Raw genomic sequence first — 15,745 nt, 5'->3', positions numbered from 1 at the left:
GCCTGCCCCGCCCGCCACCACGGCCGGCCGGATCGCGGCCCGCGCGGGTCGACGCCATGGTCCCCGGGCGGCCCGCCGTACCGGGATGCACTCCTCAGCGGTCTCCCCGGCCCTCGCCGGGCGGCAGGCCACGGACCGCCACCGCGAGCCGACCCCGTCCATCGCGCACCACCGCCAGGTCACCATCCCGGTCGGTCCGCAGCACCCGTACGCCGGCGCGGGCCAGCCGATCCAGCACCCCGGGGTTCGGGTGACCGTACCCGTTGCCGACGCCGACCGGAACCAGCGCCACGGCCGGATCCACCGCCCCGAGAAAGGACCACTCCTGGTACGCCGAGCCGTGGTGCGGCAGCTTCAGGACGTCGGCACGGAGTGACCCGGGTGGGACCCGGTCGAGCAGTGCCCGCTGCTCCTCGGTTTCCGCGTCGCCCGTCAGCAGGATGCCGACCCCGGCCACCTCGGCCCGGATGACCAGCGAGTTGTTGTTCGGGTCGGAGCGGGTGCCCCGCATCGGGTAGGGCGGGCCCAGGGCGGTCAGCAGCACCGCACCGGTGGTGTGGCTCCAACCGGGACCGATCTCCGTGACCGGTACCCGGTGCGCGGCGGCGGCCCGTTGGACGGCTTCGCGCGCCTCCGCCGGGTCCGGCCACGGCGGCACCAGCACGACCCCGACCGTCCGTTCTCGGAACACGCCGTCCAGGCCCCCGACGTGGTCGGCGTGGAAGTGGCTGACCACCAGCAACGGCACCGTACGGATCCCGAGCCGGCGCAGACAGCGGTCGACGGGGGTCGGATCGGGGCCGGCGTCCACCACGACCGCCCGCCCGGGGCCGACGGGCAGGACCAGGGTGTCGCCCTGACCCACCGCGCAGGCGACCACGACCCAGCCCGGCGGCGGCCAGCCGGTGGCGACCAGCCGCACCGGGAGCGCGCCGACGACCACGGCGGCGGTGACAACCGCGACGAGGCGACGGACGACCGGGTGCCGGCCGGCGACCAGCAGGACGACGGTCAGCGCGGCGAGCAGCACACCGCCGGCCACACCGTCCGGCCAGGGCAGGGTGCCGGCCGGCAACCGCGCGCCGTGGCGGGCCACCAGGACCAGCCACCAGGCGGGCCAGTGCCCCAGCCAGGCGATCGCCTGCGCGCCTGCCGGCCAGACCGGCGAGAGCACCGCGGCCACCACCCCGAGCACCGTGGCCGGGGCCACCGCCGGGACCGCCAGGAGGTTCGCCGGCACGGCCACGAGGCTGACCGTCCCCGAGAGCCCGGCCAGCACCGGCGCGCAGGCGAGCTGCGCCGCGGCCGGGATCGCCAACGCCTCGGCGAGGCCGGCCGGGACATGCCGGCGGCGCAACGCGTCCCGCCAGCGGGGAGCGAGCAGCAGCAGGCCGCCGGTGGCGAGCACCGATAGGGCGAATCCGGCGTCGCCGGCCAGCTCCGGGTCGATCACGACCAGCACCGTGACCGCCCCGGCCAGTGCCGGCAGCGCCGCTCGGGGACGTCCGACGGCCAGCGCGACCAGGCCGATCGCGCCCATCGTGCCGGCACGTACGACGCTCGGCGACGGCCTGGCCAGGATGACGAAACCGAGCAACGCCACCGCGCAGAGCAGCGCGGCGAGCCACGGCCCGGCCCGAGCCCAGCGGGCCAGCAGCAGCACGGCGCCGACGACGATCGCCACGTTGGAGCCGGACACCGCCGTCAGGTGGGTCATCCCGGTCGTCCGGAAGTCGGCCTCGACCGCCGGCTCCAACCGGCTGGTGTCCCCGACGACCAGCCCGGGGAGCAGGCCGCCCGGCTCCCGGGGCAACGGGGCGCAGGCCTGCTGCAACCCGGCGCGGAGCGTACCCGCCAGCCGTTGGGCCCAGGACGGCCGGCCCCGCAGCACCGGCGGGGTGTCGACCGTCAGCACGGCCGCGGTGAGATCCCCGCCGCGTGCCGCGCCGAGCCGACCGCTGGTGGTGAGCCGCTGCCCGGGCAGCAGGTGCCGCCACGCCGGATCGCCGGCCAGCACCAGGATCCGGGCCGGTACGTGGCGTCGTGTCTGGTCCGGACCCGCCAGCCAGCGGAGCCGGGCCGACAGCAGGTACCTCGCCGGTCGACCAGCCACTCCGGCGAGGGTCCGCGGGTCGTCCCGGACCACCAGTTCGGCGGTGACGCGGGACCGCGAGTCGGCCAGGTCACGAATCGGGCCGGCGTCCCGGACGCCGAGCTGCACGGCGGTGGCGACACTGCCGCAGAGGACCCCGAGCAGCACCGTGACCATGACCCGACCGGGCCCGGCCAGGGCGAACACCGGTCGCTGGACGAGCCGGTACCCGAGCACCGCCGCGGCCACGGCGGCGAGCGTCGCGACCAGCAGCACCACCCCGGTCGGAAGTCGGAGACCGGCCAACGCGGAAAGCCAGGCACCGACGGCCAGCCCCACCAGCCGCAGGTCGGGCGGGACCCGACGGTCACCGTCCGGGTCCTGCTCCACGCCCCGCCCGAAGCCCGCACCATGTCGGTCGGAGACCTCACCACCGCGGCCGGTGGCCTCACCCTCCCGGTCGGTGGCCTCAGCGTTCCATCCGGCGGCCCCGGCGGGCGAGGGCCGGTCGGAGAGGACACACCGTCGGTGCGAGGTGACCGCGGCCGGCGGTCCGGACCGGCCCGTCCGGAGTCGGGTGAGGAGGGAACCCAGCCGGTACGGGCGAAGCCGGTCGGTGTTCACACCGTCACCAGATCCTTCAGTTCCTCGTACCGGGCGTCGCCGATGCCGTTCACCTGCCGCAGGTCGCTCACCGAGCGGAAGCCGCCGATCCGTTCGCGGTGCTCGACGATGCGTTGGGCGAGCACCGGCCCCACCCCGGGCAGGGCATCGAGTTGGGCCACGGTGGCGGTGTTGAGGTTGACCTTTCCGCCGGTGCCTGGCGCGACGGTGCCGCCGCCGGCTGCGACGCCGGGCGGGGCCGCACCCGGCGGCGGGGTCACCCCGACCAGGATCAGTTCACCGTCGGTCACCTTGCGGGCCAGGTTCAGCAGCGCGACGTCGACGCCGGGCTGCGCGCCACCGGCGGCGGCGAGCGCGTCGGCGACCCGGGCGCCGGCGGGCAGCCGCACCAGTCCGGGGCGGCGTACCCGGCCGGCCACGGCGACCACCACCTCGGGTGAGCCCGTCCCGGCGCTGGGCGGGACCGAGGCGGGGACCACCGCCGACCCGCCCGCCGGTGGCTCCGGGAGGGGCTCGGCCCGGGGACGGGACAGCCAGGCCCAGGCCGCCGCGCCGAGCACCACGATGGCGGCCACCACGGCGAGAGCCCGAACGCCGCGGCGACCCGGGTCGAACGGACCCGGTCCGCCCAACCGGCCCGGCCCGCCGTCCTCCTCCGGTGGGCGCGTCCGCTCCGCCGACCCGGCCGCCGCCAACGGGCCGGGCTCCGCGGGCGACCCGACCTCCGTCAGCGGGCCGGACCTCGAAGGCGGTCCGGCCTCCCTCGGCCGCGGACGTGCCGCCGGCACCCGCCCCGACCCGGATCCGGCGGGTGGCAGGGTGGCCGGTCGTATCGGTGCGGTGCGGTCGTCCGGGCCGAGCAGCCGTACCAGACGTTCCCGCACCATCGCCTCGTCGTCGGACACGCGGCGACGCTAACCAGCCCGACCCCGGTTGCGGCGGCCCGGCCGACGCGACTGTGGAGAACCGGGACCCCTGTGGACAACGACCTGATCATGACCTCGTGTGGTACGGGGCCACCGGGTCCGGTCCGGGAGACGGGCCGGTACGCCGTCCGCCCCGGCCCTCAGTACGGGTTGCTGGCGTGGGTCAGGGTCTCCCAGGCCACGAAGAGGTAGTTTGTGCCGGCCGGCCGCTGCTGCGCGGTGAGCTGCCCGGTCCGGGTCATCGCCACCCCGCGCCGGAAGCTCAGCGCGTTGAAGGCGACCTCGGTGATCGGGCCGAGCCCACGGTTGACCGCGCCGCGGCAGAGCCAGGACGGCACCGGATCGCCCAACTCGTACCGGGAGTGGAAGCCGAGCGCGTGCCGCAACCGGTCCTGGATCTCCGGGTAGATGTCCTGTCCCTGGTGTCGCATGGTCTCGGCGATGTGCGAGATCGCCGCGATGCCGTACCCGGTGTGGGTGAAGTCGCGACAGGTCTCCTGGGCGAGGCCATCGACGAAGGTTGTCTGATTGTGCCAGTACGACACGATTTCGTCCCGGGTGTCGATGTGGCTGCCGACCGGTCCCCGCGGGTACGCGCCGTCACTGGTCAGGTAGATGAAGGCGGGCAACCGGTCCCGGAACCTGGCGACGGCCCGGTCGTAGACCGCCTGGTCCTCCAAAAAGACCGCGATTCCGAGTACCGCCTCCATCATGCTCAGTTCCCAGTTGCCGTTGCTCGTCAGGTTGCCGTTGATGATCTCCGGCAGGTAGACGGTGCGGAGCATGGTGGCGAAGCGGTTGATTCCGGTCGACGACCAGCCACCGTACGTGTAGCGGATGATCTCCGCCGCCCGAGGCCAGGTCGAGCCGGCCCAGGCGGTCTGCAGCGGCGCGTTGCTGTTGGTGTGGTCCTGGATCACGGCCGACCAGGCGTCCATGATCTCGATGGCCTTCTGCGCGTACCGGCTGTCCCGGGTGATGTACCAGGCCAACGCCATGGTGTACGCGGCCAGCGCGTCCTGCCGCTCGTCCGTGCAGCCGTTGTTGGGGTTGGAGTACGACCCACACTCCACGATCGCCCGTGGCTTCGGCGTCCGGGACAGCGAGGCGAACCCGCTCGCCATCATCTGGTCGAAGGCAGCGCGCCAGGGCTGTGCCCCGGCGTTGACCCGAGACCGGACGAAGTCGAGTTGTGGACGGCTGACCAGCACGCCAGGGTGGGCGAAGGTGGCGGGCGCCGCCTGCGCCGTGGACGTCGCACCCGGCCCGCCGTACGGAACGGCGACCGCGACCGCCGCCAGCATCGCGCCGAGGGCGACCAGCCCCGGCAGCCTGGCCGCGAGACGTGACCTGGACACAGCATCCTCCTGCTTCGAAGACCAACCGGACCGAGCCACCCAGAAGCGTTCTCTTAGGAAGCTTTACTATTAATTCGATCACACGGATCGATCGCAGTCAACCCGGTGCACGACCACGCAGGCCAGCCCCGGGCCGACGTGCGCGCCGATCACGGCACCGGCCTCGGTGACGTACCGGTTCCGCAGCCGGGGACCGAGCCGGGACTCCAGCGCCGCGGCGAGTTCGGCGGCCCGCCCGGGCGCCGCGAGGTGATGCAGCGCGATGTCGACCTCGCCGTCCCCGGCCTCCTCGATGGCGAGGTCGACCAGCCGGGCCAGACCCCGACCAGCGGTCCGAACCCGGTCACGCACCGCGATCCTCCCCTGCACCACGTGCAGGATCGGCTTGACCGACAACGCGGTGCCGAGCAGTGCCCCAGCCGCGGTGATCCGGCCACCGCGCCGCAGAAACTCCAGCGTGTCGAGATAGAACAGGGTGCTGGTCCGATCGACCGCCTCGACCGCGGCCCGCCGTACCTCGGCCGCCGCCGCTCCCCGCGCGGCCGCCGCCGCGGCGGCGAGGACCGGGAAGCCGAGGCCCATGCCGGTCGACCGGGCGTCGACCACGCTCACGTGGGGACCCACCTCGGCAGCGGCCAGCTGGGCCGCCGCCACGGTCCCGGAGAGCTCCGCCGACAGGTGGACCGAGACCACCGCCTCGGCGCCGCCGTCGAGCAGTCGACGGTACGTCTGGGCGAACTGCTCCGGTGCCGGGCGGGAGGTGCTCACCGCGCCGCGCCACCCGGCGAGCGCCCGGGCGGCGTGGGCCGGGGTGACCTCGACCCCCTCCAGGCCCGCGACCCCGTCGATGACGACGGTGAGCGGTACCACGCTGAGCCGGTACCGGTCGACCAGCTCGGACGGCAGGTATGCGGTGGAGTCGGTGACGACCGCGACGGACATTCCGGCACGGTAGCCGATCACCGCGGTGACGCGCTGCCATCCTCCCCGCCGGAGCGCCACGCGGCGACGGCGGGAGCCGCACCCCGGGACGGCGGGGCCGCAACCCGGCGGAGGCCGCAACCCGACCGCGGGCTCAGATGGCGGCAGGCGGTGGGTTCTGGGCGATCAGCCCGACGTTGTGACCCCGGAGCTGCCAGCCCCGGACCTCGTCGTGGCGTAGCTCCGTCCAGTGGCAGTTGTTCAGCGAACCGACGGCCCGGAGCACCACCGAGTCCCAGCCGAGCAGGTAGCCGCAGCCCTGCCGGGCGCCGCCGCCGTGCGTCGCCACCACGATGGTCCCACCCGGTACGGCGTCGGCCGCCTCCTGGAGCGCGGTCCCGACGCGCTTACCCAGTTCGTCGAGGCTCTCCACGGCACAGCCCGGATCCGGATCACCGGCCCGCCAGCGGGCGTGCTCGGTCGGGAACCGTCGGGCGACCTCGGTCATGGTGAGCCCCTGCCACTGCCCGTAGTACCGCTCCCGCAGCCGGGGATCGGTCCGGACCGGCAGGCCGGTCAACGCCGCCAGGGCGGCGGCGGTGTCGACGGCGCGGCTGAGGTCGCTGGCGACGATGGCGTCGGGCCGCAGCGCGGCCAGCAGCGGCGCGGCGGCCGCGGCCTGCTCCCGGCCGAGGTCGTTCAGTGGTACGTCGAGCTGTCCCTGCACGCGGTTGGCGGCGTTCCAGTCGGTGTTGCCGTGCCGCCAGACGATCAACCGGGTCATTCGGCGGCGCCCGCCTCGGCCTCCACCAGGGCCCGGTCCACGAACGGGATCGTCGGACAGTCCTTCCAGAGCCGGTCGAGCGCGTAGAATTCCCGCTCCTCGGTGTGCTGGACGTGCACCACCAGGTCGACGTAGTCGAGCAGCACCCAGCGACCGGCCCGCTCGCCCTCGCGCCGCACCGGCTTGGCCTTCTCGGGCAGGCCGACCAGCCGTTCCTCGATCGCGTCCACGATCGCGACCACCTGGCGTTCGTTGGGCGCTGAGGCGAGCAGGAACGCGTCGGTGATCACCAGCTGGTCCGATACGTCGATGATGACGATGTCCTGCGCCTTCTTGTCGGCCGCCGCCTGCGCGGCGGCCATCGCCAGCTCACGGGCGCGTGCGGAAGCTGCCACCGTTCTCCTTCGATCAGCCGTCGGACCCTCCTAGCCTCTCACACCAGGTCGGCCCGCGGTCGGGCGGTCAATGCCACCAGCGGCAGCGGGACAGCCGGGGCGAAACCTACCGGTAGAGGCGCGTTGGACCAGCTACCGGTAGAGGCCGCGTTTGGCGATGTACTGCACGACACCGTCCGGCACCATGTACCAGACCGGCCCGCCGGCGGCGACCCGGCGACGGCAGTCGGTCGAGGAGATGGCCATCGCCGGAACCTCCACCAGACTGACCGTGTCCGCCGGCAGATGCGCGTCGGAGAGTTCGAAGCCGGGCCGGGTCACCCCGATGAAGTGCGCCAGCTCGAACATCTGGTCGATGTCCTTCCAGGAGAGGATCTTCTCCAGCGCGTCGGCACCGGTGATGAAGAACAACTGCACCTTTGGGCCGTACACGGCGTGCAGGTCCCGCAACGTGTCGACGGTGTAGGTCGGCCCGCCCCGGTCGATGTCGACCCGGCTGACCTGGAAGCGCGGATTCGAGGCGGTTGCGATCACCGTCATCAGGTAGCGGTCCTCGGCCGGGCTCACCGGTTCGTTCGCCTTCTGCCACGGCTGTCCGGTGGGCACGAAGACCACCTCGTCCAACTCGAACCGGTCGGCCACCTCGTTGGCGGCGACCAGGTGCCCGTGATGGATCGGGTCGAACGTGCCCCCCATGATCCCTACTCGCCGGATCTTCTCCTCCACGCCTGTGATCGTAGGCGGGTCGGCCCGCCGGGCCGCCCAGGCATGAGACAGATCGCATCCCCGCCGTACCGGATCCGGGTCACGCTCCCCAACGGATCCGCGACCGGAGCGCCCGGCCCAGGTCGTCGTCGGCGTCGATTACCGCGCGGCGCAACCCGACGGGAAGGTCGGGCCGGGCCAGCAGCGCCGCCGCCAGCTCCCGGGTCCGCTCGGCGACGGCGTACCGGGGATAGGCGGCGACCGCGACCCGGTCGGCGACCCACGGGGTACGGTGACCCGCCGCCTCGACGACCTCGACGAAGTAGCGCTCCACGAAGGACGCGGTCAGGTCCACCTGCTCGGGCTGCCAGAAGCCGGTCGCGTTCGCCATCACCAGCCGGTTGGAGAGCGTGGTGTCCTTCATGACCGCCTGCCAGGCTCGGCTCTTCGCCTCCGGATCCGGCAGCGCGGCCCGGCACTCCGCCGCCCGCTCCGCGCCGGTCGCGCTCGGGTCCCGGGCCTGTTCCGCCGCGATCTCGGTCTCCCCCACCGCGCCGAGGACGGCGAGCCGGAGCAGCACCGACCAGCGCAGGTCGGCGTCGACCGCGAGCCCGGCCGGCACGTCGGCACCGGCCAGCCAGCCGGCCAGCCGCCCGGTGTCCCGGGTCGTCCCGATCAGGCCCCGGACCGCGGTGAGCTGCATCGAGCTGCCGGGCTCCGCCCCGGCCAGCAGCCGGTCACAGGCCCCCGCCAGCCTCACCAGGGCGGCCGCGCGGGCCTCCCGGTCGAGATAGCGGTCGATCAGGGACCGGGCCAGGGCCAGCACGTCCCGGACGACGATCACCTCGGTCTCGACCGGCAGTGCCGTCTCGACCAGCTCCACCAACGCCGAGACCGGCCGGTCCGCGTCGGTGACCGCGTCGAGCGTCTCGCCCCAGAGCACCGCCCGGGCCAGCGGGTCGGCCAGCCCGGGCAGCAGCTCCGGTACGGCGGCGACCGAGTCCGGGTCCAGCCTGATCTTGGCGAAGGTCAAGTCGCCGTCGTTCGGCAGCACCAGCCGGGCCGCCGGCTCCCCGGCCAGCCGGGTCAGGACGGTACGGCCCCGGTCGGCGGCCGGGTCGAGATCCACCTCGAACCGGTCCCGACGGCGTACCCCGGGTATCCGCCGCCCGGCGTCACCCGGGGTTACTCCACCCACGACCGGCCTACCGGGGGCCGTCTGATCCGCGACGGGCACCTCCGGGGTTGGCTCATCGGCCTCGGCCGCACCAGAAGCGTCGTAGAGCCCGATCCCGAAAGCGTCGTAGAGCCCGATCCCGATCCGGTGCGGACGCAGCACCGGGTACCCGGCCGGGGCGCTCTGCACGATCGCGACCTCGGCGTACCGGCCGTCGTCGTCGCGGCGTACCTCCACCCGGAGCGTGTTCACCTGCGGCTGTCGCAGCCAGACCTCGGCCCAACCGCCCAGGTCCCGCCCGCTCGCCCTGGCCAGCGCCGCGAGCAGGTCGGCGAGGGTCGCGTTGCCGAAGCGGTGGTCGGTGAAGAAGGTCCGCAGTCCGGCCAGAAACGCCTCGTCGCCGAGCCACGCGACGAGTTGGCGGAGCACCGCCGCCCCCTTCGCGTACGAGATGCCGTCGAGGTTGGTCAGCGCCTGGGCGGCGTCCGGAACCTCGGCCGGCGCCACCGGGTGGGTGGAGGGGCGCTGGTCGGCCGCGTAGCCCCAGGCCTTGCGACGCAGGCCGAAGGTGGTCCAGGCCCGGTCGAACCGGGTCGCCTCGGCGGTCACCCGGGTGCCGAAGTACTCGGCGAACGACTCGTTCAGCCACAGGTCGTCCCACCAGCGCAGGGTGACGAGGTCGCCGAACCACATGTGCGCCATCTCGTGCGCGATGACGGTGGCCCGCCGCTCCCGCTCGTCCTCGGTGACCGCCGACCGGAAGACGTAGTCGTCCCGGAGCGTGACCAGGCCGGGATTCTCCATCGCCCCCATGTTGAACTCCGGGACGAACGCCTGATCGTACGTGCCGAACGCGTACCGCACCCCAAACAGCTCGTGCAGCCGGTCCAGGCACTGCCGGGTCACGGTGAAGATCTCCTCGGCTTCCCGGTCGAGGTGCTCCGCCAGCGACCGGCGGCAGTAGAGGCCCAGGGGCACGCCGTCGTGCTCGGTCCGCAGGACGTGGTACGGACCCGCGACCAGGGTCACGACATACGTCGCCAGCGGTGGGGTCGGGGCGAACTCCCACCGTCCGGGCGCCGGCGTCGCGGCGAGTTCGCCGTTGCCCGCCACGATCCATCCGGCCGGCGCACTGACCGCCAGGGTCACCGGCGCCTTCAGGTCCGGCTGGTCGAAGCAGGCGAAAATCCGCTGCGCGTTGTCCACTGCGGACATCGCGTAGAGGTAGACGTTGCCGTCGGCCGGGTCCACGAACCGGTGCAGCCCCTCCCCGGTGTTCGAGTACGCCATCTCCGCCTCGACGACCAGGGTGTTCTCGGCGCGCAGCCCGGGCAGCGGGAAGTGGTTGTCGACCAGCGCGGCCGGGTCGAGTTCGACCCCGTTGAGCCGTACGCCGTACACCCGCTCGGGCCGGATCTCCACGAAGCTGGTGGCGCCCGGAGTCGCGCACCGGAACCGGATCTCGGTGGTGGAGCGGAACGTGGGCCCGGCGCCGGTCACGTCCAGATCGATGGCGTACGACTCGACGTCGAGCAATGCGGCGCGTTCGGCCGCTGCTACCCGGGTAAGACTTGGCATCCGCATATCCTGCACCATGGGCTCGCGGACAGTTCGGTTCCCGGGCAGACTCACCAGTGGAGGAACGGACGATGGCGCAGCATCCCAAGGGCGACTTCGATCTCTCGCGAGCCGTGTGGCAGCGTGCCGAGGGCGACGACTCGGAGGGCGCGGTCGAGATCGCCTTCGTCGACAACCTCATCGGCATGCGCAACTCCGCCGACCCTGACGGACCGGTTCTGGTCTTCACCCAGGCCGAGTGGGACGCCTTCGTCGCCGGAGCCCGGGACGGCGAGTTCGACCTCGACTGATCGTCCGACCAGCGACCACATCCGGCCCGGGCCGGTGACCCGGCGGGCGCACCGACATCGCCGCCACCGTCGACCGCACCGGTCACCGACATCGCCGTCCCTGTGGTCCGCGCCGGCGCTCTGTTACCGTGGAGGACATGCGGATGACGACGAACGGCTGGTGGGCGCCCTGACGGGCGGCCCGCGCATCCGCGTACCCGAGACGAGCCAAACGGCCGCCCCACCGGGGCGGCCGTTTCGCGTGTCTCACCCCGGCGGGCGGTCGCCGTACCCGGTAAGGAGTGACCACCATCATGACCCGGACCGCCCCGCTCACCGAGCCCACCGCGCCGCCCGCCCGGCCCACCACCGGGGGACGCCGGCTCACCGGGCTCCAGCCCACCGGCCGCCTCCACCTCGGCAACCTGCTGGGCGCCATCCGGCCGATCATCGCCGGCCAGTACCGCGCGGAGACGATCGTCTTCCTCGCCGACCTGCACGCCCTCACCGTGGCGCACCAGCCGAACGAGGTCCGGACGCGCACCCTGGAGCAGGCCACCACACTGCTCGCCGCCGGCCTCGACCCCGACCGGACGACGTTCTACGTGCAGTCGCAGGTGTCGGAGCACACCGAACTGCACTACCTGCTGGAGTGCACCGCCGGGTACGGCGAGGCACACCGGATGATCCAGTTCAAGGAGAAGTCCGCGGCCCAGGAGCACGTCCGGCTGAGCCTGCTCAGCTACCCCGTGCTGATGGCCGCCGACATCCTGCTCCACCAGGCCGACGAGGTGCCGGTCGGGGCTGACCAGAGCCAGCACCTCGAGCTGACCCGGACCGTCGCCCAGCGCTTCAACGCCCGCTACGGCCCGACCTTCGTGGTGCCCCGGGCGGTCTACCCGACCGTCTCCGCCCGGGTCATGGACCTCGCCGACCCGACCAGGAAGATGGGCAAGACGAACGGCACCGCTCTGGGGACGATCTTCCTGCTCGACCCGCCCGAGGTGATCCGCCGCAAGGTGACGCGTGCGGTGACGGACCCGGGCCGGAGCGTCGAGTACGACCCACGGGGCCGCCCCGGGGTGGCGAATCTCCTCGAGATCCTCGCCGCCGCCGTGGGAGCCGCCCCGACCACGCTCGCCGCCGACTACCGGTCGTACGCCCAGCTCAAGCACGCCGTGGTGGAGGCCCTCGACGGACTGCTCCGGCCGATCCGGCTCCGCCACGCCGAACTCGCCCGCGACCCCGGCTACGTCCGGCGGGTTCTCGCCGAGGGCGCGGAACGCGCTCGGGAGAACGCCGCGGAGACGGTGTACCGGGCGAAGCGGGCGATCGGCCTGCTTGACTGACCCGCCCCGCTGGTCCCGGTCGGCCGTCCCCGGTCGGTCAGGCCGGGACCAGCAGCCGCTTCTCGAAGCAGACGCTGGACGGGTTGCCGGCGTACGCGCCGTAGGCCGGGATCTCGGTGTACCCGGCGGAGACATACAGGCGGATGGTCCGGGGCAGGTGGCGGCCGGTCTCCAGCCGCAGCACGGTGTGGCCGGACCAGAGCGCCAGCTCCTCCAGTGCGCCCAGCAGCTGTCGGCCGAGGCCCTTTCCCCGGTGCGCGGGACGGACGTACATCCGTCGGATCTCGGCGACGTTCCGGTCCACGGCCTGGATCGCCCCGCAGGCGACCGCCCGCCCGGCCTGGACCCCGACCAGGTAGCGACCATCGTCGTCCGGGGTGACGTGCTGCCCGGGCGGCCCGGCGCCGATCTCCCGGAGCTCACGCTGCTGGGCCACGAGGAGAGCGACCAGCTCCGGATCCGACGACGGACGCGACTCGATCAGCACCTGCCGACGGTAACCACCCGCCGTTTCGGTGAGGTTTCGCCCGGGTAGCCCGGATTTTGAGGACCGGGGAACTACTCCCCGTCCTCGTCGGCCGCGTCGGTGACCTCGACCGCCTCGGGCTCCGCCTCCTCCGGTGGACGCTGTCGCCGGGCCTTCCGGGCGGCCAGCCGCTCCGCCGCCGTCGGTCGGCTCGGCTTCTCGACCAGCCGGTAGTCGGTACCCCGCGCACCCGGCACGAAGTCCATGCCGGCGTAGAGCGTCGGCTGCCAGTCGAACTCCCGGTCTCCGATCCGGACGAGGTCGCCCGGCTCGGCACCGAGCTTGGCGAGTTCCTCCTCCACGCCCAGCCGGGCCAGCCGGTCGGCCAGGTAGCCGACCGCCTCGTCGTTGTCGAAGTTGGTCTGTCGGACCCAGCGCTCGGGTCGGGGCCCCTTCACCACGTACGCCCCGTCGGGCGCCTGCTCGATGGTGAAGCCGGCGTCGTCGACGGCCGGCGGCCGGATGACGATCCGGGTCGGCTCCGGGGCGGGCGCCGCCGCCCTGGCCTGCTCCACCAGCTCGGCCAGCGCGTATGTCAGCTCGCGCAGCCCCTCCCGGGTCACCGCGGAGATCTCGAAGACCCGCAGCCCCCGGGCCTCGATGTCCGGACGGACGATCTCGGCGAGGTCCCGACCATCTGGTATGTCCACCTTGTTCAGGGCGACGATCCGGGGCCGGTCGGCCAGGCCGCCGTACGCGGCGAGCTCGGCCTCGATCGCGTCGATGTCGGCGAGCGGGTCGCGCCCGGGTTCCATGGTCGCCGCGTCGACGACGTGCACCAGCACCGCGCAGCGCTCGATGTGCCGCAGAAACTCCAGGCCCAACCCCTTGCCCGCCGCCGCTCCCGGAATCAGCCCCGGTACGTCGGCGACGGTGAAGGTGTACTCGTCGACCCGGACCACGCCGAGGTTCGGCACGAGGGTGGTGAACGGGTAGTCGGCGATCTTCGGCTTCGCCGCCGAAATGACCGAGATCAGCGAGGACTTGCCGGCCGACGGGAAGCCGACCAGCCCGACGTCGGCGACGCTCTTGAGTTCGAGGATGACGTCCCGCCGCTCCCCGGGCTCGCCCAGCTCCGCGAAGCCGGGGGCCTTCCGCCGGGTGTTGGCGAGCGCGGCGTTGCCCCGCCCGCCCCGGCCGCCCCGGGCCGCCTGGAAGGTGGTGCCGGCACCGACGAGGTCGGCGAGGACGGTTCCGTCCATCGCCTGCACGACCGTCCCGTTCGGGACCTTGAGCACCAGGTCGGCACCGTTCGCGCCGTCCCGGTTGGAGCCGGCCCCGCCCTTGCCGTTCTCCGCCTTGACGTGCGGCCGGAAGTGGAAGTCGAGCAGGGTGTGCACCTGCGGGTCGACGACCAGGGACACACTGCCACCGTGCCCGCCGTTGCCCCCGTCGGGCCCGCCGAACGGCTTGAACTTCTCCCGGCGGATCGAGACGCAACCGTGCCCGCCGTCCCCGGCCTGCAGGTGCAGTACGACCCGGTCAACGAACATCGTCACGCTGTCAATCCTTCCATCGGGGCCGACGTACCGGGGCCGGCACCCCGGGCCGGCGCCCCGGCGACGGCCCACCGGGCAGGTGTTCCGGGCCGGCGCCCGACGACGCCGGGCAGGTGTTCCGGGGCGGAGCTGCGGCGACGCCCGGACGCGAAACGGCGGAGCGGGCCGGGACACCAGGTCCGCGGCCCGCTCCGCTGGAAAAACTGCCGCTACCGCTCGGTCGGCACGATGCTGACGACCTTGCGACCGCGCTTGGTGCCGAACTGGACCGTACCGGCGGCCAGGGCGAAGAGCGTGTCGTCGCCGCCACGGCCGACCAGGTCACCGGGGTGGAACTTCGTGCCCCGCTGCCGGACCAGGATCTCGCCGGCGTTGACGAGCTGGCCACCGAACCGCTTGACGCCGAGTCGCTGCGCCGCGGAGTCGCGGCCGTTCCGCGAGCTGGACGCACCCTTTTTGTGAGCCATCTGAGGACGACCTAACTTTCCGCTGAACGCTTACTTGGTAATCCCGGTCACCTTGACCCGGGTCAACGGCTGCCGGTGACCCTGGCGCTTGTGGTAGCCGGTCTTGCTCTTGAACTTGTGGATCCGGATCTTCGGACCCTTGACGTGCGCGGCGATCTCGCCGGACACCGAGACGTTGGCCAGCCTCGCCGCGTCGGTCACCAGGTCGTCACCGTCGACCAGAAGCACGGCGGGCAGTGAGACCGCGTCACCGGGCTGTCCGGCCAGCTTCTCGACCTCGATCACGTCGCCCTCGGCGACCTTGTACTGCTTGCCGCCGGTCTTGACGATCGCGTACATCGGACGCGGACTCCCTGTCGTTGAGGCTGCGGGTGGTGTTCGCGAGGGCCCACCCACCGCAGCGGGTGCGGAGCGGGCACGCGAGAACATGGCGCGTCATGTGCGCCGCAGGCAAGCGTACGCCATGACCGCTTCGCGCCTCAAACCGGCCCCGCTCCCGCCCCGGATCCGGGACCCGGTCCGGCCGCTCAGGCCCCGCAGAGCTGGTCCAACCGCTGCTGCAGCTGGTCGAGCTTGGTCTCGTCGACGGACTCGACGCTGGCCTTCATCCTCGACACCTCGGTACCGATCTCGGCCAGTACCGCCTTCAGCCGCGCGTCGGTGGCCCGGACCGACTGTTCGCGCATGACGTTGCCCCACGTGCGCAACGCCTCCTCCGCCCTGCGCTGTGCGGCCTCGGCCGCGGCGGCGTCGTTCGCCGCCGCCGCCTGCAACGACTTGCCCAGCTCCTCGATGAAGGTGCGCACCGAGTCGGCGCTGGCCTTGGTGGCCGCCTCGCAGACCTCCTTGGCGTTGCCCCCGGCCGGACCGGTCTCCGCGGCGCCGGGCGAACCGGTCGGCCCCGAGCTCGGCTCCGGGGCCGCCGCGGAGGACGTACCGGTCGGGGCGCCGGTGCCGGCCGCCGGAAGGCCGTCCACACCGTCCCGCTCGCTGGAGCACGCCGCGGCCGTGACCAGGGCAGCGGCGAGGGCGGCGGTCACCAGCAGGCGTCGCATGTTTCGTCTCCTCCGAGCGG

At 73.2% G+C, this 15,745-nt stretch carries 15 protein-coding genes; 2 read left to right on the top strand and 13 right to left on the bottom strand.

From position 1 onward, the window contains the following. Window positions 1–94 precede the first annotated feature (94 nt). The 8 genes from EF879_RS24000 to pepN all read right to left on the bottom strand — a co-directional run bounded on the left by EF879_RS24000 (window position 95) and on the right by pepN (window position 10,560). Entirely contained in the window at window positions 95–2,482 is a 2,388-nt protein-coding gene (locus EF879_RS24000) for a ComEC/Rec2 family competence protein (RefSeq protein WP_123562535.1), read from the bottom strand. Between the two features lie 230 nt (window positions 2,483–2,712). Then, a complete protein-coding gene (locus EF879_RS23995) occupies window positions 2,713–3,621 on the bottom strand; it encodes a ComEA family DNA-binding protein (RefSeq protein ID WP_199736590.1) in 909 nt (302 codons plus the stop codon). Window positions 3,622–3,782: 161 nt separating this feature from the next. Further along, window positions 3,783–5,000 (bottom strand): alginate lyase family protein, encoded by a 1,218-nt coding sequence (locus EF879_RS23990; RefSeq protein WP_233604711.1) that lies wholly within the window; start codon window positions 4,998–5,000, stop codon window positions 3,783–3,785. 78 nt (window positions 5,001–5,078) lie between these two features. After that, a complete protein-coding gene (locus EF879_RS23985) occupies window positions 5,079–5,942 on the bottom strand; it encodes a DegV family protein (protein ID WP_123562529.1) in 864 nt (287 codons plus the stop codon). 133 nt (window positions 5,943–6,075) lie between these two features. Continuing rightward, the gene (locus EF879_RS23980) at window positions 6,076–6,705 is read right to left on the bottom strand and encodes a histidine phosphatase family protein (RefSeq protein WP_123562396.1); all 630 of its coding nucleotides are present in this window, start codon (window positions 6,703–6,705) and stop codon (window positions 6,076–6,078) included. Further along, the gene (rsfS, locus tag EF879_RS23975) at window positions 6,702–7,100 is read right to left on the bottom strand and encodes a ribosome silencing factor (RefSeq protein WP_123562394.1); all 399 of its coding nucleotides are present in this window, start codon (window positions 7,098–7,100) and stop codon (window positions 6,702–6,704) included. Before rsfS ends, EF879_RS23980 begins: the two co-directional genes overlap by 4 nt. 132 nt (window positions 7,101–7,232) lie before the next feature. Beyond that, complete coding sequence (gene nadD / locus EF879_RS23970) at window positions 7,233–7,826, bottom strand: nicotinate-nucleotide adenylyltransferase (protein WP_123562392.1); 594 nt, start codon at window positions 7,824–7,826, stop codon at window positions 7,233–7,235. 79 nt (window positions 7,827–7,905) lie between these two features. Next, complete coding sequence (gene pepN, locus EF879_RS23965; protein WP_123562527.1) at window positions 7,906–10,560, bottom strand: aminopeptidase N; 2,655 nt, start codon at window positions 10,558–10,560, stop codon at window positions 7,906–7,908. A gap of 71 nt (window positions 10,561–10,631) precedes the next feature. Between pepN and EF879_RS23960 the strand changes: the two genes are divergently transcribed. Both EF879_RS23960 and trpS read left to right on the top strand, forming a co-directional pair. Then, on the top strand, window positions 10,632–10,850 hold the full coding sequence (locus EF879_RS23960) for a DUF397 domain-containing protein (RefSeq protein ID WP_123562525.1): 219 nt from the start codon (window positions 10,632–10,634) through the stop codon (window positions 10,848–10,850). A gap of 293 nt (window positions 10,851–11,143) precedes the next feature. Continuing rightward, entirely contained in the window at window positions 11,144–12,178 is a 1,035-nt protein-coding gene (gene trpS / locus EF879_RS23955) for a tryptophan--tRNA ligase (RefSeq protein ID WP_123562523.1), read from the top strand. 37 nt (window positions 12,179–12,215) lie between these two features. Here the strand turns inward: trpS and EF879_RS23950 are convergent, their stop codons facing one another. The 5 genes from EF879_RS23950 to EF879_RS23930 all read right to left on the bottom strand — a co-directional run bounded on the left by EF879_RS23950 (window position 12,216) and on the right by EF879_RS23930 (window position 15,725). After that, window positions 12,216–12,665, bottom strand: a complete 450-nt coding sequence (locus tag EF879_RS23950) for a GNAT family N-acetyltransferase (protein ID WP_123562390.1) — start codon at window positions 12,663–12,665, stop codon at window positions 12,216–12,218. Between the two features lie 71 nt (window positions 12,666–12,736). Beyond that, the gene (obgE, locus tag EF879_RS23945) at window positions 12,737–14,203 is read right to left on the bottom strand and encodes a GTPase ObgE (protein WP_123562388.1); all 1,467 of its coding nucleotides are present in this window, start codon (window positions 14,201–14,203) and stop codon (window positions 12,737–12,739) included. A 209-nt stretch (window positions 14,204–14,412) separates the two neighbouring features. Beyond that, a complete protein-coding gene (rpmA, locus tag EF879_RS23940) occupies window positions 14,413–14,670 on the bottom strand; it encodes a 50S ribosomal protein L27 (protein WP_123562386.1) in 258 nt (85 codons plus the stop codon). 30 nt (window positions 14,671–14,700) lie between these two features. Next, window positions 14,701–15,009 carry a 50S ribosomal protein L21 gene (rplU, locus tag EF879_RS23935; protein ID WP_123562384.1) on the bottom strand — a complete coding sequence of 103 codons (309 nt, stop codon included), beginning with the start codon at window positions 15,007–15,009 and terminating at the stop codon, window positions 14,701–14,703. A 188-nt stretch (window positions 15,010–15,197) separates the two neighbouring features. Continuing rightward, window positions 15,198–15,725, bottom strand: coding sequence for a hypothetical protein (locus EF879_RS23930; RefSeq protein WP_123562382.1), 528 nt, complete (start codon window positions 15,723–15,725; stop codon window positions 15,198–15,200). Window positions 15,726–15,745: the final 20 nt, after the last annotated feature.

The organism is Micromonospora sp. HM5-17, from assembly GCF_003762835.1.
In the GTDB taxonomy this organism is placed as follows: domain Bacteria; phylum Actinomycetota; class Actinomycetes; order Mycobacteriales; family Micromonosporaceae; genus Plantactinospora.
Note: the sequence above shows the minus strand (reverse complement) of the source record. Positions and strands in the feature narration are given on the sequence as shown.